27 protein-coding genes and 2 pseudogenes are annotated in these 26,828 nt (G+C 52.5%); 11 read left to right on the top strand and 18 right to left on the bottom strand.

Features of this window, described 5'->3' with window-relative positions:
- Positions 1 to 127: 127 nt before the first annotated feature.
- The 6 genes and pseudogenes from ACA062_RS09865 to ACA062_RS09840 form a co-directional block, all read right to left on the bottom strand.
- On the bottom strand, positions 128 to 1,159 hold the full coding sequence (locus ACA062_RS09865) for a sensor histidine kinase (protein WP_497456198.1): 1,032 nt from the start codon (positions 1,157 to 1,159) through the stop codon (positions 128 to 130).
- A complete protein-coding gene (locus tag ACA062_RS09860; protein WP_497456197.1) occupies positions 1,156 to 2,643 on the bottom strand; it encodes an ATPase domain-containing protein in 1,488 nt (495 codons plus the stop codon). The genes ACA062_RS09865 and ACA062_RS09860 overlap by 4 nt, the downstream gene beginning before the upstream one ends.
- On the bottom strand, positions 2,640 to 3,074 hold the full coding sequence (locus tag ACA062_RS09855) for a hypothetical protein (RefSeq protein ID WP_497456196.1): 435 nt from the start codon (positions 3,072 to 3,074) through the stop codon (positions 2,640 to 2,642). Before ACA062_RS09855 ends, ACA062_RS09860 begins: the two co-directional genes overlap by 4 nt.
- 256 nt (positions 3,075 to 3,330) lie before the next feature.
- Positions 3,331 to 3,867 (bottom strand): hypothetical protein, encoded by a 537-nt coding sequence (locus tag ACA062_RS09850; RefSeq protein ID WP_497456195.1) that lies wholly within the window; start codon positions 3,865 to 3,867, stop codon positions 3,331 to 3,333.
- 182 nt (positions 3,868 to 4,049) lie between these two features.
- A pseudogene (locus ACA062_RS09845) lies at positions 4,050 to 4,184 on the bottom strand (transcriptional regulator); the annotation flags it as partial.
- A gap of 175 nt (positions 4,185 to 4,359) precedes the next feature.
- Positions 4,360 to 4,554 (bottom strand): hypothetical protein, encoded by a 195-nt coding sequence (locus ACA062_RS09840; protein ID WP_497284354.1) that lies wholly within the window; start codon positions 4,552 to 4,554, stop codon positions 4,360 to 4,362.
- A 366-nt stretch (positions 4,555 to 4,920) separates the two neighbouring features.
- On the opposite strand from ACA062_RS09840, the gene ACA062_RS09835 reads away from it, so the two are divergent.
- Together ACA062_RS09835 and ACA062_RS09830 are read left to right on the top strand one after the other, a co-directional pair.
- Positions 4,921 to 6,009 carry an SDR family oxidoreductase gene (locus tag ACA062_RS09835; RefSeq protein ID WP_497456194.1) on the top strand — a complete coding sequence of 363 codons (1,089 nt, stop codon included), beginning with the start codon at positions 4,921 to 4,923 and terminating at the stop codon, positions 6,007 to 6,009.
- Positions 6,010 to 6,103: 94 nt separating this feature from the next.
- Positions 6,104 to 6,547 (top strand): thiol-disulfide oxidoreductase DCC family protein, encoded by a 444-nt coding sequence (locus ACA062_RS09830; RefSeq protein ID WP_497456193.1) that lies wholly within the window; start codon positions 6,104 to 6,106, stop codon positions 6,545 to 6,547.
- Between the two features lie 455 nt (positions 6,548 to 7,002).
- Here ACA062_RS09830 and ACA062_RS09825 read toward each other — a convergent pair whose 3' ends face one another.
- Positions 7,003 to 8,172: a sensor histidine kinase gene (locus ACA062_RS09825; RefSeq protein WP_497456192.1), complete on the bottom strand. Its 1,170-nt coding sequence runs from the start codon at positions 8,170 to 8,172 to the stop codon at positions 7,003 to 7,005.
- A 501-nt stretch (positions 8,173 to 8,673) separates the two neighbouring features.
- Here ACA062_RS09825 and ACA062_RS09820 point away from each other — a divergent pair.
- From ACA062_RS09820 to ACA062_RS09810, 3 genes are all read left to right on the top strand, one after another.
- Complete coding sequence (locus ACA062_RS09820) at positions 8,674 to 9,366, top strand: DUF421 domain-containing protein (RefSeq protein ID WP_497456191.1); 693 nt, start codon at positions 8,674 to 8,676, stop codon at positions 9,364 to 9,366.
- A 68-nt stretch (positions 9,367 to 9,434) separates the two neighbouring features.
- Positions 9,435 to 9,704, top strand: coding sequence for a DUF4062 domain-containing protein (locus tag ACA062_RS09815; RefSeq protein WP_497266495.1), 270 nt, complete (start codon positions 9,435 to 9,437; stop codon positions 9,702 to 9,704).
- Complete coding sequence (locus ACA062_RS09810) at positions 9,664 to 10,206, top strand: MFS transporter (protein WP_497396786.1); 543 nt, start codon at positions 9,664 to 9,666, stop codon at positions 10,204 to 10,206. The genes ACA062_RS09815 and ACA062_RS09810 overlap by 41 nt, the downstream gene beginning before the upstream one ends.
- A gap of 14 nt (positions 10,207 to 10,220) precedes the next feature.
- Here ACA062_RS09810 and ACA062_RS09805 read toward each other — a convergent pair whose 3' ends face one another.
- Positions 10,221 to 11,249 (bottom strand): GlxA family transcriptional regulator, encoded by a 1,029-nt coding sequence (locus tag ACA062_RS09805; RefSeq protein ID WP_497456190.1) that lies wholly within the window; start codon positions 11,247 to 11,249, stop codon positions 10,221 to 10,223.
- 235 nt (positions 11,250 to 11,484) lie between these two features.
- Between ACA062_RS09805 and ACA062_RS09800 the strand changes: the two genes are divergently transcribed.
- Both ACA062_RS09800 and ACA062_RS09795 read left to right on the top strand, forming a co-directional pair.
- Positions 11,485 to 12,375 carry an MBL fold metallo-hydrolase gene (locus tag ACA062_RS09800; RefSeq protein WP_497456189.1) on the top strand — a complete coding sequence of 297 codons (891 nt, stop codon included), beginning with the start codon at positions 11,485 to 11,487 and terminating at the stop codon, positions 12,373 to 12,375.
- 93 nt (positions 12,376 to 12,468) lie between these two features.
- Positions 12,469 to 13,014 carry a cysteine hydrolase family protein gene (locus ACA062_RS09795; RefSeq protein ID WP_497456188.1) on the top strand — a complete coding sequence of 182 codons (546 nt, stop codon included), beginning with the start codon at positions 12,469 to 12,471 and terminating at the stop codon, positions 13,012 to 13,014.
- Positions 13,015 to 13,206: 192 nt separating this feature from the next.
- Here ACA062_RS09795 and ACA062_RS09790 read toward each other — a convergent pair.
- The 5 genes and pseudogenes from ACA062_RS09790 to ACA062_RS09770 form a co-directional block, all read right to left on the bottom strand.
- Positions 13,207 to 13,323, bottom strand: a pseudogene (locus tag ACA062_RS09790) (transcriptional regulator); the annotation flags it as partial.
- 112 nt (positions 13,324 to 13,435) lie between these two features.
- The gene (locus ACA062_RS09785; RefSeq protein ID WP_307330293.1) at positions 13,436 to 14,194 is read right to left on the bottom strand and encodes an IclR family transcriptional regulator; all 759 of its coding nucleotides are present in this window, start codon (positions 14,192 to 14,194) and stop codon (positions 13,436 to 13,438) included.
- A gap of 264 nt (positions 14,195 to 14,458) precedes the next feature.
- Positions 14,459 to 15,778, bottom strand: a complete 1,320-nt coding sequence (locus ACA062_RS09780; protein ID WP_497456187.1) for an MFS transporter — start codon at positions 15,776 to 15,778, stop codon at positions 14,459 to 14,461.
- A gap of 80 nt (positions 15,779 to 15,858) precedes the next feature.
- The gene (locus tag ACA062_RS09775) at positions 15,859 to 17,055 is read right to left on the bottom strand and encodes a CaiB/BaiF CoA transferase family protein (RefSeq protein WP_497456186.1); all 1,197 of its coding nucleotides are present in this window, start codon (positions 17,053 to 17,055) and stop codon (positions 15,859 to 15,861) included.
- A 2-nt stretch (positions 17,056 to 17,057) separates the two neighbouring features.
- Positions 17,058 to 17,999 carry a hydroxymethylglutaryl-CoA lyase gene (locus tag ACA062_RS09770; protein WP_497456185.1) on the bottom strand — a complete coding sequence of 314 codons (942 nt, stop codon included), beginning with the start codon at positions 17,997 to 17,999 and terminating at the stop codon, positions 17,058 to 17,060.
- Positions 18,000 to 18,330: 331 nt separating this feature from the next.
- Between ACA062_RS09770 and ACA062_RS09765 the strand changes: the two genes are divergently transcribed.
- Together ACA062_RS09765 and ACA062_RS09760 are read left to right on the top strand one after the other, a co-directional pair.
- Positions 18,331 to 19,263 carry an SMP-30/gluconolactonase/LRE family protein gene (locus ACA062_RS09765; RefSeq protein ID WP_497456184.1) on the top strand — a complete coding sequence of 311 codons (933 nt, stop codon included), beginning with the start codon at positions 18,331 to 18,333 and terminating at the stop codon, positions 19,261 to 19,263.
- A 114-nt stretch (positions 19,264 to 19,377) separates the two neighbouring features.
- Positions 19,378 to 20,670 (top strand): CitMHS family transporter, encoded by a 1,293-nt coding sequence (locus tag ACA062_RS09760; protein ID WP_497456183.1) that lies wholly within the window; start codon positions 19,378 to 19,380, stop codon positions 20,668 to 20,670.
- 147 nt (positions 20,671 to 20,817) lie between these two features.
- On the opposite strand, the gene ACA062_RS09755 is transcribed toward ACA062_RS09760, so the two are convergent.
- On the bottom strand, positions 20,818 to 21,183 hold the full coding sequence (locus ACA062_RS09755) for a histone-like nucleoid-structuring protein, MvaT/MvaU family (RefSeq protein WP_497456182.1): 366 nt from the start codon (positions 21,181 to 21,183) through the stop codon (positions 20,818 to 20,820).
- Between the two features lie 310 nt (positions 21,184 to 21,493).
- Here ACA062_RS09755 and ACA062_RS09750 point away from each other — a divergent pair, with 310 nt between their 5' ends.
- Positions 21,494 to 21,682, top strand: coding sequence for a hypothetical protein (locus ACA062_RS09750; protein WP_497456181.1), 189 nt, complete (start codon positions 21,494 to 21,496; stop codon positions 21,680 to 21,682).
- An 84-nt stretch (positions 21,683 to 21,766) separates the two neighbouring features.
- On the top strand, positions 21,767 to 22,081 hold the full coding sequence (locus ACA062_RS09745; protein WP_497456180.1) for a hypothetical protein: 315 nt from the start codon (positions 21,767 to 21,769) through the stop codon (positions 22,079 to 22,081).
- A gap of 312 nt (positions 22,082 to 22,393) precedes the next feature.
- Here the strand turns inward: ACA062_RS09745 and ACA062_RS09740 are convergent, their stop codons facing one another.
- From ACA062_RS09740 to ACA062_RS09725, 4 genes are all read right to left on the bottom strand, one after another.
- Positions 22,394 to 23,866: an aldehyde dehydrogenase family protein gene (locus tag ACA062_RS09740; RefSeq protein ID WP_497456179.1), complete on the bottom strand. Its 1,473-nt coding sequence runs from the start codon at positions 23,864 to 23,866 to the stop codon at positions 22,394 to 22,396.
- A 77-nt stretch (positions 23,867 to 23,943) separates the two neighbouring features.
- The gene (locus ACA062_RS09735; RefSeq protein WP_497456178.1) at positions 23,944 to 24,609 is read right to left on the bottom strand and encodes a TetR/AcrR family transcriptional regulator; all 666 of its coding nucleotides are present in this window, start codon (positions 24,607 to 24,609) and stop codon (positions 23,944 to 23,946) included.
- Positions 24,542 to 25,012 carry a MarR family winged helix-turn-helix transcriptional regulator gene (locus ACA062_RS09730; RefSeq protein WP_497456177.1) on the bottom strand — a complete coding sequence of 157 codons (471 nt, stop codon included), beginning with the start codon at positions 25,010 to 25,012 and terminating at the stop codon, positions 24,542 to 24,544. The genes ACA062_RS09735 and ACA062_RS09730 overlap by 68 nt, the downstream gene beginning before the upstream one ends.
- Before the next feature lie 64 nt (positions 25,013 to 25,076).
- Complete coding sequence (locus ACA062_RS09725; protein WP_497456176.1) at positions 25,077 to 26,819, bottom strand: acyl-CoA dehydrogenase; 1,743 nt, start codon at positions 26,817 to 26,819, stop codon at positions 25,077 to 25,079.
- Positions 26,820 to 26,828 lie beyond the last annotated feature (9 nt).

The following is a 26,828-nucleotide window of genomic DNA, read 5'->3' as shown; positions in this document are numbered from 1 at the left end:
AGTACCCACCAAGAATCTTGATTGTGGTTTTTAATGGATCAGCCCGAGCGATGGACGGCAGTCATTTTGTCTGGCTGGAAAAAGGGGCGTGCCCCTGTAATCAAATGAATCACTGTTCACGCGTTTCTTATCCTCTTGAATGGATCACCAACGGTAACGTGACCACGAACTCGCTACCCTTGCCATCACCCTCGCTCATGCCGGTAACCTCGCCGCCGTGCGCCTCAACCAGCTCGCGGACTACTGTTAGTCCGATGCCTAAGCCTGTCCCATTGAAGCCGACGGCATGCACGTCCTGAACATAGGGGTCGAAAATAAACGGGAGTGCTTTAGCGGAAATGCCGATTCCATTGTCGGAAATGGATATTTTCAAAACGTCGGACGCTACCGTTACAGACAGTTTGATCCTACCGTGGGTCGGGGTGTATTTAGCCGCATTCGCCAGAAGGTTGTGGATAATCTGTGCGAGGCGCCCCGGGTCACCATTTACCATCAAGATCCCATTGGGAAGATGGACGTTGAAATGCTGCTCTTGTGCGCTCATCAAAGGGCGGCACGCATCAATGGCTTCACGCAGAACCTGAATCATGTCGACCTCGCGGCGATTGAGTCGCAACTTACCAGTGCTGGCACGGGAGACGTCCAGCAGATCGTCGACCAACTGTGACATATGTTGGACTTGGCCTTCGATCAACTCCCGCATCCTCGGCAGCTGATCGCTTGGCAGTCGCACCATACGTTCTGCAATCATGCTGATGGGGGTCAATGGGTTACGTAGCTCATGCGCCACCGTCGTCAGTATGCTTTTTTGCTGACTCAGTGCGTGCTCGGCTACAGCCTGAAGGTCTTGAGCGCTGAGCGCGGCGATGACCAGCTGTGCATTAGCCTCACGCAGTTCCTGGTACAAACGCTGCTCTTCCAAGCGAGGGGTGACTATATCGGCCGACTGCACCAGGAGTTTCGCCGGTACTAGCTGCTGATTGGAATCAATCACTTGCTCGACCTGCTGGCTATCCACCAGCTGGCTGCTGGCGTCACTCAACTCTTTTTGCAGGGCTGCCAGCACGGCGCGCCCTTCAACGGTTTTCTGGCCAAGCAGAAAGAGTTCGTGAGCGGCATTTGCGATCTCACGCTCATTCTTGCCATCGACATTACTCATGAGCCTGGCTCAAACATTTTATCTCCTGTGCGCTCCGCACCTGAACTCTGTTTTGTCGGTCGGCCACCGAGCAGGCCTTCTTGGTCTTGAAGCATTTCGCCGATCTGCAGGCCGTTTTTGTCGATGCTGTACAGGCGCAGCTCATCGGAGTGGGCGCTGGCCCGCAACTTGACCACGGCCATGATGCGCAGTAAGCGACTCTCTACTTCGATATAGCGTTGAACGATGATCGCGTCGGTGAGAAACGCTGTGCCGTAAGGGCTGAAACGCAAGTCGGTGTAGCGGTCTTCCAGCTCAGAGGTCATCAGCACACTGACCCCGGCACCAGTCAGCGCGGTGACCATGCGCGACAGCGATTCACGGAAGTCTTCACGGAAGGTCGGCGCCAGCGCCAGTTCGAAGCCTGACAACGAGTCGATCACTAAACGAGTGGCTTTCAGGCGAGAGATCTCGGCCAACAGCAACTGGACGACTTCGTCGATGGACAAGTCCGGTGCACGACTGTCCACCAAACCGACCTGACCGTTTTGGATCAAATGAATGAGGGTGGCATTTTGGAAGTGATTGGGCCGTTGTTCGAACACCGCGATCACGCCGGTTTCGCCGTTGCGTGCGCCTTCGGCCAGGAAGGTCGCCGCCAGAATGCTTTTGCCCGACCCTGACGGCCCGGCCACCAGTAAGGAATAACCGCGAGGCAGGCCGCCGCCGAGCATCTCATCGAGTTGCGGCACGCCCATTTTCAGGCGCTTGATGGGGAACTCCAGCGGCGCTTCAACCGGGTTGAGTGGCGCGGGTGCAAACACCTTGATCCCCGACGTCGCAATGCGGAAGGTGTGCAGGCCTGGCAGCGTTGGCTGGCCGCGCATCTTCATGATTTCCAGCTTGCGCACCATCGAGTTGCGCTGAACGCTCTGGCGCAGCCAGATCAGGCCATCGGCCACGGTGAAAATCGGGTTGGTGTCGGTTTCGGTGAAATACTCGCCAATCAGGAAGGTCGTCGCCTGCCAAGTGGTCATCAACATGCCCAGTTGCTGAACGAACTGCGGCAGGTTGTTGTTGGGGTTGTCCTGGGTCTGGCTGGCCAGCACCACCGAACGAAACGAGTCGACGAACACCAGCGCTGGAGAGTGCGCCTCGACTTCGCTGACGATGCGCCGCAGCACTTCGTCCAGATTCCCGGCCAGAGTGTCATCGGTCAAGTTGATGTAACGAATCGACTGGTTGATCGCATCGCTGTCGAAAAAATCGAATTGTTGCTGATAACGCAGCATCTTCAGCGGCGGCTCGCCCAATACGGTAAAGAACAGCGCCGGGCGCTCGGGCGTCGCCAGGGCGAACATCATCTGATGCGCCAGGGTAGTTTTGCCACAGCCAGGCGGGCCGGCGATCAGGTTGAACGAAAACTCCGGCAATCCTCCGCCCAGCACCTCGTCCAGTCCTGGCACACCGGTGGCCAGGCGGTTGATAGTCACTTTGGTGCTCATGGCGAATTTTCCTGCGAAGGGGTGTCGCTCAATAAAGGTTCCCACATACCACGAAGCAAACGTGCGGTGAGTAAGGGCCCGATCAGCGTGGTCAGCAGTGCGTAAAAGGTAGTCAGCAACACTTCACCGAAAAACAGCGCATCGGCGTCGCTTTGCTCAACGATTACGGATTTGAGGGCAATCAAATCCATGCCTGCCTGCACTCTGTCACAGGTGCCGGCCAGTCGAGGATGATTGGAAACGCACAGATTGAGGCTGCGGCGATAAAGCGCGACAACCCCTTGCTGGCCGATGATGGGCCTGAGGGCTGCGTCCATATCCTGCAAGGTTGAAATAATTGCGTGGGCGGTCTTTGCAAGATCAGCAATGTCACCGATCCGGCGCGCCAGAGAAGCTACGATCTGGCGGCCCTCTTCGCTTTCCCTGGACATGGCTCACTAATTTTTGATGGGCACCTATCGATGGTACACCCTATAACCTGTGATCGAGTTTTCATTTGGACGCAGAGCTACTGATCTTCGGAATACCTGCTAGATGGCTCAAGGAAATCCGAGGTGCGAGGTTGATTCCTTCGTCGACGAACTCGACTTGGGTGCGCTCGGTTTTGAGGGCATTGCCTCTGCCAAAGCTGGTCGCCCGGCCTGTCACCAGCGACCAAACAGCAAAGATTTGCCTCTCTGTTTAGGCTCAAGCACCTGGATTTGTGATTTGAATATAAATCGACCAAATGCCAAGCAATATCCAAAACGTCGCAAAAATCCAAGGTGTGCGAACCGAAAACAGCAACGCCTTTCGGTACCCCTTGTGCGTGGACTCTCGCTCACAAAATAAAGGCGAGTCGTCATACGCCAACCCTATTACAGGCTCGCTATGCAATAGCTCGCTCTGCTTGAAATGCCAGTGGTCAATAATGTCGTATGCCGCGCGAATACCTGGCCAAGCATTCAGCAAACTTAGCACGCCAAGCAACGCAAGAAACGGTGGTACCACTAGCGTGAACAACTTGCCCCACTCTGGGTTGAGATTGCCCATAGAAGAGGCAAATGCGATGACTAAAAAGGACTGGGATGCCAGATAGGCGTCAGTTCGATTGGCCAAGATGCTGGTTTCGTAGTGAATCTCTCTACGATAAAAATCCAAGCGCTCCTTCGGCGACCCGAACATCTTCGCATTGCGTTCGTTGAGTGCGGTGTCACTTATCTCGGAAGTCAGAATTCTCGTCAAGGTGGCTCATCCTGATCAAATATGTGAAACCGGTTTACCACCCATCCCAATCTGCGAATTGAACTGGATATCTCTCACGTCAGCGCTGGTACTCACTAACACCTGTGTTAGACGTTTACTCGTATTCCTCCGGAATGCCAACAAAAACGGCCCTCTCGGGCCTTTTTGTACTCAAACTAAACTCACTTGGAAAGCCGGGACTCGCCGGTGTCGGAGCCGTATTCTGCTTTCCATTCTTTAAGACCCTTGTGGTTACCGCCTTTGGTTTCGATGACCTCGCCGGTAGGCAGATTTTTGTAGACTTTTACCCGCGAGGCTTGGTCACCATGTCGCAGATGACAACTGTCGCCACTTCGTACTCTTGATGTGTTTTTAACGCTTTTGCTAAAAACACTCCTTGCCGACTCATAGAACTCTCCTGCATCAGACAAAAAGCACTGATCGAGTTTGTCGATCTCAGCTAGTGAGCCCGTCCTTTTCAGAACCTGGAATTTAAATCCCTGTGTTAGGCGTATTCATAAAAGCATCCCAGCTTTCATAGGCGTCGTGCTGCCTCTTGCTGGCAAAATCCCAGTCAGGGCCTGAAACGCATTTGGATGTCACCAGCGTCATCATTTCCATCGTAGCGGCGTCGAGCTCTATCAGGAGCTCTTGTGATTTCATCCTAAAATCTTCGATCGATGCCATTAGCTTTGCCTCGGCGCGGAGGTAACCGCCATTGAGAAACAACTGCTCCTCGGGCGGTGGAGTACGAACACGACAAATAATTCATACCGTCTGATCGCTGGTTCGTTCAGCCCCGAACCTTCCCCGTCAAAGTCAGCCGCTATAGCGGGACGGAGGAATCGCTAACCAAAAAAGGGCCCTCGAAGGGCCCTTTCTTGTACTCAAACCAAAATCACTTGGTCAACCAAGCTCGAAGGTGGTGGATAGCCAAGTGATTATTCGATGCGAATGATCTGCCTGGTACATAGGGGACGTCAGTGCGTATTCGCTTTAGGTTGAACCTCTGTTGCTTATGCGGGCTCCCAACTCTACATCCAGGAGAAACGTATGACCCAGACAGCATTGGTCGTGGGCGCCAGCGGCATCGTTGGCAGCGCCATTAGTCAGTTACTGATCGACAACAAGTGGCAGGTCGCTGCGTTGTCGCGACATCCGTCGCAGGCCCCCGGAATGATCCCTATCGCGGCAGACCTTCAGGATCCGGCGTCGCTGGAACATGCGCTGGCGGATTTGAAACCCACTCATGTATTCATTACCACATGGTCAAGGCAAGCCACGGAGGCCGAGAATATTCGCGTCAATGCCGCCATGGTACACAACGTACTCGCCGCCATTCGCCCGGCCAGGAGTGTTGAGCATGTAGCACTGGTTACTGGTCTCAAACACTACCTCGGCCCGTTCGAAGCGTATGGTAAAGGAAGCCTTCCTCAAACACCTTTTCGCGAAGAGCAGGGTCGTCTGGACATCGAAAATTTCTACTACGCCCAAGAAGACGAACTCTTCGCCGCCGCTGAAAAGGACGGCTTCACTTGGAGCGTGCATCGCCCGCATACCGTCACCGGGGTTGCCGTGGGCAACGCGATGAACATGGCCACCACCCTCGCCGTCTATGCATCGATTTGCAAACAAACCGATCGCCCTTTTGTGTTTCCCGGATCAAGGATGCAGTGGGACAGCCTCACCGATATGACCGACGCACGGCAGCTGGCGAAACAACAAATTTGGGCGGCCACCACACCTGCTGCGGCCAATCAGGCATTCAATGTTACCAATGGCGATGTGTTTCGTTGGAAATGGATGTGGAACAGGATTGCCGAATATTTCGACTTGCCTCCGGCCGAATACCCCGCAACCCTCTCGCCCCTTGAAAAGCAAATGGGTGACGATCAAATAGCCTGGACGCAAATCGTAGCGGAACACGGCTTGAAAGAACCCGATATTGGGCGTCTGGTCTCCCCATGGCACACCGACGCAGACCTGGGTCGGCCCATCGAAGTTGTCACGGATATGTCAAAGAGCCGGGCCATGGGTTTCACCGCCTACCAGGCGAGCGATCAGGCATTTTTCTATGTGTTCGACAAACTGCGTGATATGAACTTGATCCCTAAGGCCGTTCCAGAACGGATAATCGAGTAGGCGCCATAGAAGGGATCTCCTGAGGCCGAGAATCCTCAACCAACACACAATGCCTATAGGCCGTTTTCAAATGGAGTGTGAATTGGAAGGGAATATGGCTCCCCATCGCTCAGGAAGCGGGCGGCTAGTGCCACCAGGCGAAGCAGTCGTTCTATTCGATGGTACCTGCAAACTCTGCAATGGGTGGGCGAAATTCATCATCCAACATGACCGGGCACATCGGATCAAGCTCGCGACGGTGCAGTCTCCTGAGGGTCAGGCCTTGCTCGAGTGGGCCGGCCTACCACAGCATGAGTTCAACACAATCGTATTAATCGCTGATCACCAATTCCACGTTCGCTCCGATGCGATGTTCAGAATATTTGCTCGCTTACCTGCACCATGGCGCTGGCTGAGAGTCGCCCGAATCATCCCAGGCCCGTTCCGCGACTGGATGTACAACAAGATCGCCCTCAACCGTTACCGGCTATTTGGCAAATATGATTCCTGCCAATCGCCTTCTCCCGATCATCGCGGTCGATTTCTGAAGCATGAATGAGTACACACACATCACCACCATCGTCTTTGGCAGATCGACCGTCGGAAGGTCAATAAAAGCTACCTTTACTTCCGGTGGCCTCTGAGTCCTAACTCTCCGTTTGGCATAGGAGAGACTTACAAACTTAGATACGCGTAACGTGCCTTACCTGGTGCGCCTACAAAAAAGGCCCCTTGAAGGGCCCTTTTGTACTCAAACCAAAATCACTTGGTCAGCCAGGACTCGATCTTGTCTGAGCCGTATTTCGCTTTCCGCTATTTCAAATTTTGTGATAGTCGCCCTTGGTTCCACGACCTCACCCGATTCCGGATTCTTGTAAACCTACCTCGCGAGGCTTGCGGGTGCCCGATTGCGGCAGGGCAGCCGGAGCGCGACGACCAGCCTGTAGATCAAGCAGGTTGAAGATGTCCTTCAAGCTGTTGCCGTACTTGGTAAGTAAAGCGAGAAGCTTCGTTTCAAATTCGAGGACGCAAACTCAACATCGGAGAAAAAATTATCTGAAACGCGGTGCCGCCGATGTTTGCGTTGGGCTGGTGACTTAGCGAGCCACCCAGATTTTTAACAAGCGAAGTAATTACTTTCATTCCCAACCCCGACATTTTATCCACACCAAAGTCGGCTGAAAGTCCCTTGCCATTGTCACTTACGGTCAGGCAATACTGATGTTCATATGGTGCCAATTGTACATCGACCTTGGTGGCCCCATATTTTAAAGCATTTGTCACCAATTCATTAACGATAAGGCCGAGTCGACTGAGTTGTTCGCTCGCCAAGGCGAGTGGGACGGCTTCGACCGAGATAGCTACCTGATCCCTACAACCTAACATTGCTGATAAGCCAGCACACAGTTGAACCAGATAGTCAGCACTATCGAGCGTCGTGGCAGCCTTACCGACGTTAATATGCTGATGCACATTTGCTACTGCAAATATTTTGGCAGCCGCTCTTGAAATCTCCTTAGCCGCTTCAGAGTTGCCCAGCTGAGCACTCTGAATGCTCAGCATTGACACAATCAAATGGAGGCTATTCATGACTCGATGGTCAATTTCCTCGGCCATCAAGTGAGAATGATTCAGCGCTGCTTCCTTCTCAGCTATGGATCGCATGGCGGAAAGGCGCAGTTCAAGCTGATCCATTACAACGCTAGCAAGATCCGCCAACGTGTCTATCTGATCTTGGGTAACCGTGCGCGGCTGCGTGTCCAGCACACATAACGTACCGAGATTGAAGCCGTCGTGAGTATGCAGCGGCACACCCAAATAAAATTGAAGACCAAATTCGCCTGCGACAAGGGGATTAGAAAGCGTTCGAGGATCATGCCTAGCGTCTGTTACTAACCAAGGCCCATTCTGTAAGATCGCGGAGGCACAGAGTCCTGGATTGCGGGAAATTTGATTTGCGTCGAGCCCATGATGGGATTTGAACCAGATTCGATCTGTATCGACGATGCTCACGATTGCTATCGGAGTGCCGAGAAGGCGCGCTGCTATTGCGGTCACACGATCAAATGCGCCGTCCGGAGGGGAATCAAGAATGGCGTACCTACGAACGACGTTCATCCGAAGGGATTCATCTGGAGCTGTTTCACTGGAGCTAACGGAATGAGGCGTTGTGTTCGCAGTCATTTTTACTCCCGAACGGCTCAAGGTCACTGCTTTAAGTGGGTTATCCGATGGAATGCCCGCTTTCAAACCGTTGCACCAAGGTCGCACTCGATTGATGGCCTGGATGGCAGCAGAACGATGTATGGTCTCACGTTTGTATAAGCCATATCAGGCACGCACACAAACCGCTGCAATCAGTGGGGTGGTGGCAATGATCCCGCTGGCCGCAGGTCACGCCCTTACCCACCTACCGGATTGTAAAATCCGTGCCAGGGAACCGACAAGCACCAACAGGGCAGATTCCGCGCTTGCGCGAGTAAGCCTTCCGGTGAGTAACGGATGGTGCAAACTGGCTCACCATTCTTTGGCGAATCGAGGCTAAGGTTCATGTATTGGAGATTCAAATTCCACGACTAGCCCGTTTTCATCGCCCCCGTGGAGCTACTCAGAGGATGTAACGCTTTAGATGGGCAGGACTCACACAATTCAATGATTATCTAAAAAACCAAAAAAGAGGTGATGATGTCTCCCTTTGATATTCAACGGATGTTGATAGATGAGTTTCCACTAACATTTTTGCTAGAGGTAGGGTTTCGGGCAGCTTTTGCCTTTCTTGCCGTTTTCTTGTTCTTAAAATCAAGTGGCCGACGCGGGATAAGACAGCTCTCACTTTTTGAGTTGGTCGTGATTTTGACGTTGGGCTCCGCTGCCGGAGACGTGTCCTTCTACCATGATGTACCACTGTTGCCCGTTGCAGTCGTTTTCCTCACGCTGTTGCTGCTCTATCGCATGACGGTTTGGGTCATGACCAAAAGCAAGAAATTTGAAGCATGGATTGATGGTCTACCTGTAACCGTCATTCGCAATGGCTTATATGAACTTAAATCCTTAGAGAAGCTGAATATTTCATCGAGCGAAATATTGATGGAGCTTCGACAACGGGGCGTTGAGCACTTAGGCCAAGTAAAATTGGCGCTTATGGAAACAGATGGCGACATCAGTCTTTATTTTTACGATCAAGAAGACCTGCGCCCTGGCTTGTCAGTCCTACCTTTAGAACATCGTGCGGAGTTTATAAAAGTGCCCGCTTCGGGACTTTATTGCTGCGTGAGTTGTGGCTTTGCACAATCTATTCTTGAAGAACACGAAGCACGCTGCTCGCGGTGCGATCATGACATCTGGTCAAAGGCGCTGAGCACCCAACGCTGTAGGTGATGGTTGCTGGAAACAATCCCACCAGGCATCAGTCAAATCCACAGGCGCCAGCATTTTGAGGGGAACAGATGAAGGTATTCATAAGCTCGGTGGTAAGGGGATTTGAGCAATTCAGAGCGGCTGCCAAGGACGCCGTAGAAGCTCTGGATATGAAGCCGATCATGAGCGAGCATTTTGGAGCCCGCACCTATTCTTCCGTGCATGCCTGCCTGACAGAGGTTGATCAGTGCGACGTCTTTGTCCTCATCTTGGGCGCTAACTACGGCTACGAGCCTGAGCCGGGTCTGTCGGTTAGCCTTGGCGATTGCCTCTCACCACACTCAAGAATTCGACATTAGCCCCTTCGTGCTGGGCCTTCTGCTGTCCTCCTTTTTATGGCTTTACCTCTTCGCACTCATACCCATGGGAATGCTGGAGGATCGATACGATACTCGGCTGGTCAACGCCTGGGGCATCGGCGTCTGGTCTGTCGCCCCCCTCCTCTCTGCAGCATCAGGGGGTTTCTTCTCCATGCTGATCACTCGTTTGCTGATGGGTGTCGGAGGGTCGACTTCGTACCCCGCCGGGGGACGCGCTCTGCGCGAATGGGTGCCTGCCGGCGAGCGCGGAATGGCGACCTCACTGTTCCATGCCGGTAGCCTGATAGGCCCGGGGATTGCTGCGTTGGGCCCGAGCATTGTCGTCAACAGTTACGAATGGCGTGTTGCCTTCGTCATAACTGCCGCTGTTCGATTCTTATGGCTGGCTGCCTGGCTGATATGGTTCAGGCAACCTGAAGTCGCGCGCTGGTTACATCCGCTTCAGGCGCTGCTCGCTGTCGTTAGGAATCTTGCTGCCTGAGCTAAGAGGCATAATTAAAACTTTAGCTGTGAAGGGGTGGATGGCTCGGCAATGTGCTCACTGCCGCCCGCCTTCGGGCCTGGCCTCATTTCACGGAAAAACATTCGCCGATACTCAGAAGGCGATGTGCCGAGGTGAACGCCGAACTGTTGTCTCAACGACAAAGGCGTTCCGAAACCCGCCTCACCGGCGACACACTCGATAGGTAGGTCGGTCGTTTCGAGCAGCTGTTGTGCTCTGGCGACTCGCTCAGCATTCAACCATTTAGAGACGGTACTGCCAGTGGCCTCCCTAAAGCGACGAGTAAACGTGCGCCTACTCATTTTCGCCATGTCTGCCAGGACGTCGAGCGATAGATCACTGGCTAGGTTCATTCGGGCCCACGCCAGTACATCAGACAAATGAGTCTCGCTGGATAGCTGCGGCACAGGATGTTCTACGTATTGAGCTTGGCCTCCTTGCCTATGCGGCGGCGTCACCAGCATCTTCGCGGTGCGATTCGCCACATCAGCACCGAGCCGCTGGCGTATCAGATGCAGGCAACAATCGATTGCCGCCACGGTTCCCGCAGAGGTCATGATGTTGCCATCACTGACATAGAGCACCTCGGGCCTGAAACGAACTTCAGGGAAGCGTCGCGCAAACTCGTCTCTGACTGCCCAGTGAGTGGTTGCTTCTTTGCCATCAAGCAGCCCGGCATCTCCGAGCACGAATGCTCCCAAACATAACCCGACTATGAGCTTTCCTTGGACATTAGCGAGCTGTAAGGCTTTCACGAGCTTTGCGGATGCAGCGACCGATTGATCGCCCCACGCTGGAATGACAATTACGTGAGAGGACTCCATCAGTTCCAGGCCATGAGTGACCTCCAAGCCGATGCCTTGGTCGCTACTCACCATACCCGGCGTCTCTGCGCAGTAACTAACCTCGTATCGAGGTTCACCAGGTGCGGATTGAGCCGTCCCCAGCACCACTCCCGGCACAGAGAGATGGAACAGGCTCACGCCGTTGAAAGCTAGAACAGCAACACGTATGGATTGCATCAGGCCGCCTCGGATTTGCCGTGTAATTGCTATCGAACGCATACAGGAATTGTGAGCGATCGTTCACAGTGATGTATTTCAAGGACGGAAGGGAACGTCGCCCCCCTCATCGCATAAATCCAGACCCCGCGTATCGCTTGGCCCGATTATATCGAAATATGTCATTCAGGCCACTGTCAAGCTTAAAAGCATTCGGCAAGAATGGTGTTCTCGATGTATCTACAGGATTAATCACATGAACTTCAGAACGCTTCCGCTTGCCCTCAGCATTGTTTGCGCTGCTGCCGCCACTCCGGCATTTGCGGGCTCAAACGTCACCAACGCGCCGGACGCATCCCATAAAGTGGACTTGCAGCAAGTTCGTAACGCAACGGTGAAAATCACCTACGGCGGCACGACATTCCTGATCGACCCTATGCTGGCCAAAAAGGGAGCCTACCCAGGGTTTGAAAATACCTACCGGAGTAACCTGCGCAATCCTCTGGTTGATCTGACCGAGTCGCCCGCTGAAGTTATCTCTGGTGTCGACGCAGTCATCGTCACGCATACGCATCTTGACCACTGGGACGATGCCGCACAAAAAGCGCTGCCTAAAGACATCCCATTGTTCACGCAGCATGAAGAAGACGCGCAGCTGATTCGCTCCCAAGGCTTCAAGAATGTGCGCGTACTGACTGATGAAGCTGAATTCGGGGGCGTCAAAATCACCAAGACCGGTGGTCAGCATGGCACTGACGAAATGTATGCCGTACCAGCTTTGGCTAAACCTCTGGGCGAAGCCATGGGCGTCGTTTTTCAAGCGCCAGGCTACAAGACCCTCTACCTCGCCGGTGACACTATCTGGCGTAAAGAGGTCGACCAGGCCATCGAGAAATATCACCCCGAAGTCATCGTACTCAATGCCGGGAAAGCAAAAATGACCGGGTATGAGGGTTCGATCATCATGGGCGAGGAAGATGTTCTCCACGCCTCGAAGGCTGCGAAAAACGCGAAAATCGTCGCCGTGCACATGGACGCAATCAATCACATGTTCCTGACCCGTGAAGAGCTGCGCACCTTCGTCAAGAAGCAAGGTATTGAGAGTCGCGTAGATATTCCCGAAGACGGCGCTTCACTGGAGTTCTGATTAATCGGGCCGTAGGTGACGCTGGCTTACTGTCCCGCAAACAGCTCGGCCCTCACGACAACGTCACGTTGATAAATTGACTGGAGATCGTTAATGAAACGGGGTCTTGTAGTAGTTGATCTGCAAAACGAATATCTGCCCACTGGCAAATTGCCTTTGACCGGCATCGAAGGGGCTGTCGCGAATGCTATCCGGGTGATCAGCCACGCGCGCGATACAGGTATTCCAGTTTTTCACATACGGCATGAGTCCGATAACGAGGGAGCTACAATTTTCATTAAGGGATCTGCCAGCGCGGAAATTCAACCCGCTGTAGCTCCTGAAGGTCGCGAACCCGTGATCGTCAAAAAGCACATCAACGCCTTCAGGGAAACTGACCTCAAGCAGCAGCTGGATGCCGCTGATGTCCAAGAAATCGTTGTCATAGGAGCGATGAGCCACATGTGCATCGACGCTGTGGTACGTGCAGCAGTGGACATGGGGTATCCGGTTACTGTGCTGCATGATGCCTGCGCCACTCTGGATCTCACATTTCGCGGCGTAAACGTGCCTGCCGCTCAAGTGCATGCGGCGATAATGGCAGCATTTGAGTTCGGCTACGCCAGCGTTAAATCTGTAGACGATTACCTATTGGCGTAAATGAGTGCCTGTAAGGCTTTTGGGGGCCCTGTGCGCCTTGCTGCTTCTAATCGGAACCCATCAGTTCAAGGAAGAAAACGGGCTGGATGCACTGGGAAGTGGGCTGTCGCTGGAAATTAGGTAGTCGGGAAGGAGCCCAAAACTGTTTAAATGAAAAAGGCCCGTCAAGGGCCCTTTGTACTCAAACCAAAATCACTTGCTCAGCCACGACTCCACGGTGTCAGAACCGTATTTCGCTTTCCATTCCTTGAGCGTTCGGTGGTTGCCGCCTTTGGTTTCTACGACTTCGCCGGACTCAGGATTTTTGTGTCAATTCACATGGGTAGGTTCGCGAGAGTCGGCTGTTGACGCGCGCACATCGGTAGCTCAAACGTCAACCATATGATGTGCTCACGAAATGCCTTCGCGTTGAGTTGACGACCTATAAATTACGCGACGCCTTGACCAATTCCTGATCGTTACCACCTAGGGCACTGGTGGCAATAGCTGCGTTTCGAAGCAACATAGCAATCGCAGCATCCATCTGTTGTTTGTTGAAACGCTCGGCTGGGCCCGACAGGGTGAGAGCCCCCTTGAACTCATACCCTACAGCAAAGACCGGTACCGAAACCGACGCGGTTTCGGGATCCCGCTCTCCACTGGACGCCGCCCAGAACTGATTGCGTTCCTGCGCAAGAGCCGGGTCTTGCAACTTGCTGAAGGCTCGTAGCACTTTGCCCGATGCTCCCGCCTGCAACGAAAAGCGCGCGCCCTCATGAATGGAGAATCGGACAGCACGCTTAGGTTCAACCCTGAACAGCACAACGCGACTGCCGTTATCCAGTACGTAAAATGATGAGGTTTCACCACTCTCTTCGGTAATCGATTCCAGGATCGGATAGATCACATCACGCAGGCGAAACGAGGTTTGATAGATCTGCGCCAGACGCAGTGGTTCAGGGCCCACTGCATAATTACCATCGGGAAGTCGCCGCACAAAACCTGCTAACTCCAATGACGTTATGAGTCGAAGAATGGTGCTTTTGTACAGCCCGGTACGCCTTGCAATCTCAGCCAGCGACAGACTGCTCTGGTCAATATCGAATGCCGTTAAAATCGAGAATGCCCGGTCAACCGCAGCCACACCACCCTCTGCAGCAGGATTGGAAGACTCGACGTCTTTGGGTTGTTCACTCGTCATGATCGCTCGCGGCAAAATAAAAAACGATGGAGTACGGTGCAAAAACGAATGCCCGCTAAGGGTGAACCTTACCCTTTGCCCCTATTAGCTGCCAAATCGTTTTCACAACCAGCCCTTACAACATTCGCCTCAATGAGTCCCGACGATGGAAAAACGGCTGACTAGACTGAATTCTGAAGCCTCTTTCATTGGCTGCTGCAGAAGGCAATGAACGAGGCATGGCCACAAGGTTCGACTACGTTACCGCAGAGCCAGCTCCTCCTATCAAGCGTCACGCATGAACAGACGAAGGGACATTGCCATCAAGGCCGCTACAAACACGATGCACCCCATCGCCATTAATCCAGCGCTGAATGAACCGGTAAAGTCTTTCAAAAAGCCCATCAGATACGGGCCTGCAAATCCACCAAGCGCACCGATGGAGTTGATCAACGCAATACCACCTGCTGCCGCCTGCCCGGAAAGAAACTTGCCGGGTAAGGTGTAGAAGATGGTTTTGGCCGAAATCGTTCCAACCAGCGCAAAAGTGATGCCGATCAATGCCGGAACCAAAGTATTCATCTGCATTGCCACTAATAGAGCAGTACCTGCCAGCAGCAAAGCCAGGATCAGGTGCAGGATGCCTTTGCCTGTACGGTCTACATGACGAGCCCAAATTAGCAGGCCAATAGTTGCGAAGAAATAAGGAATCGCCGCCACCCAGCCAATCATGCTGACTTCAACCCCATGCCCTTTGAGCATTTGCGGCAACCAGATTCCGATCCCATAAGAGCCGAGCGTGAAGCTGAAGGTGATACAGCTGAGAATCCAGACCCGTGGATCTTTGAGCGCGTCCTTGAAACCATGGTTTTTAGGTTGGCTGCGCTTCTCATCGGCAAGCATCTCTTCAAGAACACTGCGTTCTTCAGAGGTGAGCCATTTGGCTTCAGCCGGACGGTCAACCATGACCTTCAAGGTGATCAACCCGAGGATGCAAGCTGGCAAACCTTCAATCAGGAACATCCATTGCCAACCCGATAGACCCCAGATGCCGTGCATCTGCAACAACCAAACGGACAGTGGCCCACCGACCAGAAACGAGATGGGGGTCGCTATGGTGAACCAGGCGAGCACACGCGTTCGATACTGGGCTGGAAACCACAGCGTCAGAAAAAATATGACGCCAGGAAAAAAACCAGCCTCAGCAACTCCGAGTACAAAGCGCGCAATGTAGAAACTGTAGGGCCCAATGACCAGTGCTGTCGCAGCGGCGGCAAGCCCCCACGTGATCATGATTCGAGCCATCCAAAGGCGCGCGCCGAAGCGGAACATTGCCAGATTGCTTGGCACTTCACAAAGGCAATACCCGACGAACATGATGCCTGCGCCCAGACCAAACTGGGATGCTGTCAAACCGAGCTGATCGGTCATCTGCAGTGCGGCATACCCCACGCTGGTACGGTCAAGGTAGTTGAAAAAATAAGCGAGTGCCAAAAGAGGTATCAAGCGCCAGGCGGCTTTGTGCAGGACACGTGTCTGCTCTCTACTCAGGACTATGGAGGCAGGAGCGGACGATTCAGTTGCGGAAGTCGTGACGGTGGCCATGACGTGATCCTCGGTATTGTTCTTATTGAAGCCGGCGGCTCAGTCATACCGCCGGTAACACACTCTGGGATGACAAAAGCTCAGCCTTTAACAACACCAGCACTACGCAAAGCCTCAATATCGGCTGGTGCATAACCCATCTGGCTCAACAACTCACTGGAGTGGCTGCCCAACGCCGGCACGTTCAGGCGAGTGCCAAATCGTTGACCGTCCATCTCGAACGGAAGCATCGGCACTTTCACTGCCTCACCATCAGGCAGCGTCAGCTCAGCCATGCCACCTGATTGATTCAGGTGTTGATCTTCGAACAGATCTTGCGGACGCTGGATCGGCGAAAATGGTAATCCTGCCGCTTCACAACGGGCCATCACTTCAGCCTTGCTCATGCTGCCCAGGCGCTCGATAACCATAGGCATGATCTGATCGCGGGCCGCAACACGCTCATTGTTCTGTTGCAGCGAAAGGTCTGAGCCGAGTTCGGCAAAGTCAAAAGCAGTGCAGAAGCTCTGCCATTGGCTGTCGCTTACAACACCCAAGAACACTTGGTCGTCATCAGAGGTGGTAAATACGTCATAGATGGCCCATGCGGAAATGCGACTTGGCATCGGCGCTGCGGCCTTCCCAGTCACAACTTTTTGCATCATGTGCTGAGCCACAAGGAATGCAGAATTTTCGAACAAGCCTGTCTGGACAAATTGCCCCTGCCCAGTGGCATTACGCTGATGTAAAGCCGCCAGAATCGAGATCGCGCTAAACATGCCACCCATGACGTCATTGACTGAGGCGCCAGCGCGCAACGGACGCCCTTCAGGGCCCGTCATGTAGGCCAGCCCTGTCATCATCTGCACCACTTCATCCAACGCCGTGCGGTGATCGTAGGGGCCAGGCAAAAAGCCCTTCATTGAGCTGTAAATAATGTCAGGCTTGATCCCTTTGACTTGCTCAAATCCGAGCCCGAGCTTTTCCATTGCACCTGGGCGGAAGTTCTCAGTCACCACGTCAGCGCTGGCGATCAGCTTGCGCACCGCCTCCATGCCCGCGTCAGTTTTCATGTCCACGGCAAAACTTTTTTTATTGCGGTTGTAGGTCATCCAGTAACCAGCGCCGGATCCCATGAGACGTCGAGTGTTGTCACCTGCCGGAGCCGGTTCGACTTTGATGACTTCGGCACCAAGATCCGCGAGTACCAAACCGCAGGTTGGGCCCATAACCATATGCACAAATTCGATGACACGGATGCCGGCGAGCGGCAGGGCTTTTTCAGAAGTCTGCTGCATGCTCATGCATCCTTTTTCGCGTAATGGAAGTTCTTGCCGACGCCTGCGTCCGGAATGAAACCGTATAGCGGTTCACCGGGCAAACCCCGTTGCAGCCACTCACGGGCAGCCACCAAACGTTCGATATCGACGCCCGTGCGCAGCCCCATGGACTCAAGCAGGTACACCAAATCCTCAGTCACAATGTTGCCCGAGGCGCCCGGTGCATAAGGGCACCCGCCTATCCCGCCCTGGGAGGCATCGATTGTAGAGACTCCTACTTCTATCGCCGCTACGACGTTGGCCAAGCCTTGACCGCGTGTGTTGTGAAAGTGCGCACTGCCAGCCACCGTACCTACTGAGTCGCGCAGCCGGGTAAACAGGCGGCGAACCTGGGTTGGGTTGGCGTACCCAACTGTGTCGGCTAGGCCGACTTCGTCGACCCCCATCTCGGCCATCGTTACGGCCATGCGGATGACATCGTCCTCCGGTACTTCGCCCTGAATCGTGCATCCGAACACTGTCGACAGACCAGCTTCTATCTGGATATTCGGGAACTGCTTGTTACGCAGGGCCACTACAGAGCGCACTTCCTCGAATACCTGAGCGTGCGTCTTGCGGATGTTCGACAGCGAGTGCGGCTCACTAACAGAAATCGGCATGGTGATTTTATGTACGCCGGCTTCGAAGGCCCCCTGCGCGCCTCTGAGGTTTGGCACCAGTGCGGTCACGAACAAGCCCGGTAAGCTTCGCCCATGAACGACTAACTGCGCGGCATCAGCCATCTGAGGCAAGAGCTTGGGCGAGACAAACGAGCCGATCTCAATTTCACGCAGACCGGCACCGGCCAGTGCTGATATCCATTGAAGCTTGAGTTCGGTCGGCATTGTGGCCTTCACACTCTGAAGCCCATCTCGTGGCCCCACTTCACTGATCAAAATGTCGATGTCGTTGTTGTTATGCATCGCTAGACCTCTTCTTGTTTTTTCCCCATGCCACACAGCTCGCTCGGAGAGGTGACATAAAAAAGCGCTTTCGTTCTATCTGACAGAACTTTGTTCTATTTAAAATACTGCGATGCGTAACCATGGCTGTCAACAAAATCGTGATCAACGGCAGAAAACGTTCACCATAGAACGCTTACGGGAGAGTCATCCGAAAAACAGGCTTGACAGAAGGAAGCGTATGGCCTGAAAGTTGTTCCAGCTAAAAGAATAACGTTCTGTTAGATAGAACAAAACAAAAAGGCTTGGACAGGCTAAACAGCCGCCACGTCTGTTTACACCGGAGACTGCCATGAGTTTTTATGCCCCTCCTCGCGTGCTGCCGACACGTCTGTTCAGCCAACTACCTGAAGAGTTCTGGCGTGACGGTGACTCCGATTGGGTAAGGGCGAACAAACCTGGACAGCGGGTCAAGAGCTTTTTGGAAGGGCCGTCCTTCGATCTCGAAGGCAACCTCTACGTCACTGACATCCCCTATGGGCGAATTTTTCGGGTTACACCTTCGGGTGATTGGCAGCTAGTTGTGGAGTATGACGGTTGGCCTAATGGCCTGAAAATTCACCAGGACGGTCGCATTTTCATTGCCGATTACAAGCACGGCATTCTTCTGTTAAATCCAGTTGATAGCAAAATCACGCCCTTCCTTACTCACCATCGTAGTGAAGGCTTCAAAGGTGTGAACGACCTGTTCTTTGATGACTTGGGTTTGCTTTATTTCACCGACCAAGGCCAGACCGGGCAGCACGATCCCAGCGGTCGGGTGTTTCGCTACGATCTGGATACACAGCAACTGACTTGCTTGATAGACAACGGCCCCAGTCCGAATGGACTCGTGATGGATATCGATCAGAAAGCCTTGTTGGTGGCGATGACCCGAGGCAATGCCGTGTGGCGCCTGCCTATTCAAACGGATGGCAGCACCACTAAAGTTGGCATATTCATGACCATGGCTGGAGGTGTCAGTGGGGCCGACGGCATGGCGCTTGATACCGAAGGCAATCTCTATATCTGCGATGCGGGGAATGGCTGTGTGTGGGTCACTGACCGGCATGCGGTGCCGTTGTATCGAATAGAGGCATGCACTGGAGGACGAACGGTGACCAACCTTGCATTTGGCGGGCCTGGTAATCGTTTCCTGCACATCATCGATTCTTCCACCGGCAGCATCCTGGTCGCGGACTTGGAACATTCGGGCAACCCCATGTTTTCCCACGCCACGACGTAATCCTTATGCGCAGCACTCCTTATATGCCCTCGTGCATATAGGCCCACTTCGTCCATAAAAAAGCCAAAAGCGCATGGGCCCCAGAAAACAATTCATAAAAATAAAGAGGAAAACATGCTCACTCTCCTTAGCTACGCAATGATCATCTGCTTCATGTACTTGATCATGAGCAAACGCCTCTCGCCTCTGGTAGCTCTGCTGCTAGTTCCGGTCGCCTTCGCTTCTATGGGCGGTTTCGCTCCCCAACTGGGGCCAATGATGCTGGACGGGGTAAAGATGCTTGCACCAACCGGCATCATGCTTACGTTCGCAATCCTGTACTTCTGCATGATGACAGATGCCGGGCTCTTCAATCCCCTAGTCAAGTTGATCCTGAAAACGGTAAAAGGCGATCCTCGGAAAATCGTTTTAGGGACTGCGATTCTTGGACTTTGTGTCGGACTTGACGGTGACGGTGCGACCACCTACATCATCACCACGGCTGCGTTGCTACCTCTGTACCGTCTGACCGGAATCCGCATGCAAGTGATGGCGACCGTGCTGCTGATGACCATCGGGGTGATGAATATTCTCCCGTGGGCAGGGCCGTTTTCGCGCGCGGCAAGCGCCATGCATGTAGACATCACCGAGCTGTTCGTCGAGATGATTCCTATCATGTTCGCTGGTGCGATCTGGGTTCTTTTTTCTGCATGGTACTTGGGCCGCGTGGAGTACCGCCGTCTCGGTGTGGTTCAACTCGATGAAGAAGCCGCACTGGAAGGAATGGCACATATCCGCATGCGAGATTGGAGATTCATTTTCAACTCGGCACTTACCATTAGCCTCATTGCAGCAATGATGATCAGCCTCATGCCGTTGCCGATCCTGTTCATGCTCGCCTTCGCCATTGGTGCTCTGGTCAATTTTCCAAAGCTCAAAGATCAGAAAGCAATGGTAGCGAGACATGCCGATAACGTCTTAGCGGTGACATTGCTGATTTTCGCAGCGGGAACATTTGTTGGAATCATGAGCGGAACTGGCATGATCAAGGCAATCTCCGCGAGCTTGATCTATGTGGTACCTGAGTGGGCAGGACACTTCATGTCCGTGTTTACGGCATTTCTCAGCATGCCGTTCACTTACGTGCTGACCAACGACGCCTTCTATTTCGGCATCTTGCCGATCCTCGCCGAGACCGCCAGCCACTACGGAATTGGTGCTCAGGAAATGGCCATTGCCAGCCTTATTGGTCAACCGGTACACCTGCTTAGCCCTCTGGTGGCCTCTACTTATCTTCTGTGTGGATTGCTCGACTTGGACTATGGCGATAACCAACGCGTCTCCATGAAATGGATGATTGGTACCTGCGTTGTAATGTTTATTGCGGCTCTGCTCTTTGGCTCGATTTCCATCATAGCGAAGGCATAGAGCTGACCTCTGTCGCGGAGGCAATGACTGTAACAGTGTGCGGATTGAGGAGTGGCGACTGATACTTGAGGTGGTACAGAGGAATTCCTACCACCTCAAGTGCTGAAAAAAAGGGCCCTCTCGGGCCCTTTTGTACTCAAACAAAAATCATTTGGCGAGCCACGACTCCACAGTGTCGGAACCGTATTTCGCTTTCCATTCCTTCAGAATCTTGTGGTTGCCACCCTTTGTCTCAACGACTTCGCCGGTTTCCGCATTTTTGTAGATCTTCACTTGGCGAGGCTTGCGAGTGCTGCTCTTCGACTCCGCAGCGGGTGAGCGACTACCAGCCTTGGGATCAAGTAGGTTGACAATGTCTCTCAAGCTGAAGCCGTACTTCGCCAGCAAGGCACGGAGCTTTGTTTCGAACTCGATTTCCTGCTTCAGGCCGGCGTCACCTTTGAGGGTTTCGAGCGCCTGGAGCTGCTCTGCTAGGTGTTTTTCGAGCTGACGGAATTCTGCGAGTTTGGACATGGAAATCTCTCCGTGATTGTTATCCTAACGTTACACCAAAAACAGTGTTTTGTTTTGAATAACGCGACTTGCCTAGCTCAATAAGTCGCATACTTTTGAGGCTTCATACAGGCGCTAACGTCCGTCGCAACGTTGCCAATTTGACGCGAAAGCAGAATATTTTGTGCACCGCTTTGGTCGATAAGCGCGCCACTTTATGCCATCCGACCGGCTTCATAGCCCACCTTATCCGTCATCAAGTTGAATCACGCAGGCGGCATACGGTCATCTACTAGGAGAGCAAGAAGACGACAAAGGAGTGGAGGAATTTATGAGCCTTGCCATGACAATCTTCAGCATGATCGCCGCTTGGATGGCGATATCCTTGGCTATGTTGTGGGGAGTGCTGCGAATCGCACGTCGTCACCAATCGTGTGCCGAGGACATTACTTCCCCTGATGTCAGTAGGAGGCAAACGCCAATGACTCGTTCATTGTCGCTTGTCACTTCGTCAACCTGATGCCGCCCGAGAGAAGCCCGCGTGCTGAGACAACGGCAGGAAATGACGAGCATGAGTGGTGCCCTCCTCCTGGGAGCTTAAGGGATGTATCCGAAGACACCTGACGGTCGCTACTTTGTAGTCAAAGGGCAGCTGTGGCGCTGCAGCAACCCATCGTTGGATGAAGATGTGCGGCAACGCTTGGTCAATGACTTGATGTCAGCGCGTCGTGAGGTAAAGGCAGCGAAAGCCTCTGGCGATCCTGGGCAGTTGTCGGCTGCAAGGGCGAAGGTGCAGATGGCCAAGGTAGCGCTCGGTGAGCGTGGGCCAGTCTGGTGGAGCGACGGCAGCCCTGATTTCAACAGGCATCAGGTGGCCAATTCGCCTTATGCAGAGTGGTACCATTCCTTGAACGCTTGAACCACGAGCACAAGCCCCGACATGGGCTGGGGAAACTGAAGTGACAACAATATTAAAGGTTAAGTTTACCTCTGACGGTCGCCGCCGAATCGAACTCAGACGCAACCCGAACGGTGACTCGCGCCGCCAGCGGTTTCCCATCCCTTCTTCTAGAGACCCAGCAAAACTTCTCCTATCTTGCTCCTAACATTAATCACCTCTGGGGAGGCACAGCGCAATCGATAAGCGACAGCCCTTAGCGATTCGTACAACCAGCAGGTAAACCCGGCCCCCAGTTCATAGCTGAGCGGTGGGGTTTCCCCCACTATTAACTTAGAAAGGATACTCTCGAGGGCTGGATTGGATAGTGATCCAATGGTCTGTGGTGAATTCATCTATCGCCCACTCGCCATTGAATCGGCCAAGCCCCGAATTTTTCTCAGCCCCAAAAGGTGCATTGGCATCATCGTTCACAGGGATATCGTTGATGTGCGTCATGCCTGCTTTGAGAGACCGAGCAAATCTAAGCCCTTTTTGTACATTTTCAGTGAAAATCGCACTTGATAGCCCAAACTCAGAGTTATTGGCTAACTCCAATGCATGATCGTCATATTTCGCGCGTAAAATACCTACAAGCGGCCCAAAGATTTCATCTTTTGCGATCTCCATTTCTGCAGTGACCTCAGCAAATACGTGCGGAGGCAAAACCTGTCCGACACGTTCTCCACCGACCACCAAACGCGCACCTTCTTCGATTGCTTTCGCGATTTTTCCTTCGAGTGAAACGAGTTGCTTGGCGTTGATAATTGGCCCAATGACGGTCTCAAATTTATTGGGATCACCAGCGGGAAGTGCCGCAGCCCGCGCCGAGAATTTCTGAACGAAATCGTCGTAGAGTCGCTCGTGTACGATGATGCGGTTTACCGCCATGCAGATCTGGCCTTGATGTAGGAATTTACCCATCACTGCAGCGGCTACCGCACGATCGAGATTTGCGTCCTCGAGTACTACAAATGGACTGTTCCCACCCAGTTCCAACGCGACGTGTTTAAGATGAGCTCCACCTAATGCGAGCCGTCCGATATTACGCCCTACGGGTGTGGAGCCCGTGAAGGAGATGAGACCTGGAACAGGGTGCTCAACAAAGGCATCGCCGATATCTGCACCAGCTCCAACCAGAACACTTAAGACCCCTTTCGGTAGGCCGGCCTCTTCAAAAATCTTCGCGATTAGCAAGCCGCCTGTGATTGGAGTATCGCTGGCAGGTTTTATAACTACTGCGTTCCCGAGTGCTAGCGCAGGGGCTACCGAGCGCTGAGTAAGATGCAGCGGGAAATTCCATGGGCTTATGACACCTACCACACCGATTGGCTCGCGATAAACGCGACTCTCCTTGCCTTCGATATTCGAGTTCAGAATTTTTCCGTGCACGCGACTTGGAAAAGAGGCCGACTCGAGAGTGATAGCTCGTGCAGCCCCCCACTCAATCGTCGCTTTCAAACGCGTACTTCCAGATTCACGAATCAACCAATCGACAATTTCTTCCTGTCGCTGATCAAAAATTTGAACGGCGCGCAACAGGATCTCTGTTTTCACCGCAGGCGGCGTATTTGCCCACGTCCTTTGGGCCGACACTGCAGACTGCAACGCAGCATCTAAGTCAGCCTTATTCGCTTGAGAGATCTGAGCGATTTCAGAGCTGTCGTAAGGATTGATCACGGACACAAGGCCTAGTGCAGCCCCGCGCTTCCACTCACCTTCAAAGTACAGCTGCTCAGAAAATTCGTACCGGGAATATTCACTCATAACCTAACCTCAACTGATGTTATAAAAGCAAAATAGCCATGATTTCTTATTACGTCCGCCCGCACTTACCCACGAGTTTATCTAGAATACCCGTCGCAACACTTTAAAGCCGAGTGGATAAGATCAAACACAATTCTCGAGGGTTCTTGTAGAGGTAGACCTGATCGTACAAGCCCCCCTGGGACAGACTCGAGAAAACTTACGGTTGCTCCTGCAAAACGTGCAGCCTCACCCAAACTTTGCGCAACAAGTAATGGTCGCAGAACTAGCTCAACTAGGTCTATGTATTCCTGCCGCTTGCCATGAACAGCATCCGCCCCTATGCCATTGAGATTTTCCAGCTCCCTATTAAGTAGCTGAAAATTGCTTGGCGTGGATAAGTACATTTGATATTGAAATTCGACCAGCGCACGAAGACGAACCAGATCACTAACACGCCGACGCAACAATTTTTTGGTGTTAGCTATCAGTAGCTCAAACGGCTCTTCCAGGAAATCGACAAGCAATTGATCCTTACTTTCAAAATGATGGTACATTGATCCTGGACTAATACCAATATGATGCGCCAAATCCCTCATGCTAACTTGACGAAATCCATGCTTGGCAAATAGATCCAGCGCCGCTCTTCGATAGCGTTCACTGGAACCATTAACAGCAGCTGATTTTGCCTGCATATTACCTTCCGCATATTTCAGCGTTTTTGATACACCTTTTAAGCAATGACAGCAGCAAATATTTTTCATCTACGGTCAAAGCATTGCACATTTCTGCTTCGTTGTTTATCGCCAACAACTTAAGCTCTTGCAATAAAACCTGACCTTTCTCAGTCAAAAAAACTGACTTTGAACGGCGATCCATCGCTCCTGGCAAGCGTGTAATCCAAGATCTCTGTTCCATCTGAAAAAGGATGTTGGTTATTTGTGACGATTTCAACAACAGGTGCTCAGCTAAAACGACTTGAGCAGTTCCAGGCGCTCTCTCTACGATCTGAAAAATTGAAAAATGTGTGTGTCGAACATTGTGGCGCATGAATAACTCATCCAGCCGTCGAGACATTTCCAATCGAACCCGCCTTAATTCAAGGCTAATTATCTCATCTGAAAAGGCAGGAGTGCTTAGAGACGTTTCCAATTTTTCTGGATTCATAACCTACTCATCAAACTTAAGCTAATCAGCTCCTGTCACTACACAACTGACCTGAGGCCGTCAATCAGGCTAAAAATGGTAAATTATCCGCTGAACCTGCAATCACATTTAAATTTCGATCAAGCTCTGGCCATACATACGTAAAATACACTTTTGCGCAATTTAGTTTTGAGATCCAAAATTCATCAGAGCGCCCACCCCCTAGTTTTACTGTTTTAGCCCACGAGTATCCAATGAGAATTAATGCAAGCGCAACAAGGTACTCTTTGGCGATTCGATACGGGCGCTCAGGATCATTACTAGCCAGCAGAAGTTCGGTAATCTCCAGCAATCGCTGCGCTGCCGACGCAACCAATTTCGAATATCCATTCAAATCATCTCGCTGCAACTCCCCCACCATCTCGGAGAACAAATCTTTCAAACCTGCGGCACTGTCACCATAGACCTTTCTCACCAAAAGATCGTTTGCCTGAATTTCATTAGTGCCTTCATAAAGCATTACCACACGGCTGTCGCGCACGATCTGCTCAACGCCATACTCTTTAATGTAGCCGAATCCGCCAAATACTTGTAAGGCCTGGCTGGAAATTTTGAAACCTTGCTCACTGAAAAACGATTTAACAACCGGGGTCAGTAAGCCCACACGAACTTCTAACCTTTGCCGCTCGCGCGAATCGTTCGCCATGGTTTTCAAGTCCAGGCAATGTGCTGTCCAATAACCAATTGCCCTCATGCCTTCTATCAGAGCCTGCATTTCAAACAAGCTGCGGCGAATAATAGGGTGGTGATTAATGAAATCGGGGCCATTCCCTAATACACCTTCCGGCGTGGTAACTGCGCGCATCTGCCTACGTTCACCTGCATAGGCGTTCGCCAGCTGCATCGCTCGTTGGGCATGCCCTAAGCCTTGCAGGCCGACGTGGAGGCGTGCTGAGTTCATCATCACGAACATCGCAGACAAACCTGCGTGCTCTGTCCCAATTAGCCATCCTTTAGCACCCTCGAAAGAAAGACTGCAGGTTGGACTTCCATGGATACCCATTTTTTCCTCTATACCGGTGCAGACGACATTATTTTTCGTCCTGCCACTCTCGGTTTCGATAAACTTGGGTACAAGAAATAAAGAAATTCCACGCGTTCCTTTCGGCGCGTCGGGTAGCCGAGCCAGCACTAAATGAACAATATTGTCAGTGAGGTCGTGTTCTGCACCAGAGATGAATATCTTGCTACCCGATAAACTATAGCTGCCATCAAGCTGAGGTTCAGCTTTTGCCCGAAGTAAGCCCACATCACTTCCAGCTTGGGGCTCGGTCAAACACATCGTCGGTAACGTAGCGCCGGAAACAATGCCAGGCAAATATGTGTCTCGCAGTTCAGCACTCCCATGAGTGCGCAAACACTCATATGCGCCGTGAGCAATTCCCGTATACATTGCCCATGCATGGTTGCAACTGAAAATCATTTCGCTGACAGCCGCGCTCAACAAATGGGGAAGTCCTTGGCCCCCGTCTTCCACCTCACAGGCCATCGTCGGCCAACCGCCGTCCACGTATTGACTGTATGCTTCAGGAAAGCCTTTAGGAGCACGTACCTCACCTTCTCGAAAACTGCAGCCTTCAGCATCACCAGATGCATTCAGCGGCGCTAAAACACCTGCAGCGAATTTTTCGGCTTCTTCCAAAACTTGTGCTGTGATTGAAATGTCGATATCGGAGTATGCGGTAGATTTACTCCACGCAGCAGGAGCCTGCAGCCACTCTTCAATGATAAACTTCATATCTGTAAGCGGTGCGCGATAATCTTCCATCTAACTTAC

Source organism: Pseudomonas sp. LBUM1679 (assembly GCF_059695565.1).
The sequence above is the reverse complement of the archived record's forward strand: the minus strand, read 5'-3'. Positions and strand labels throughout refer to the sequence as shown.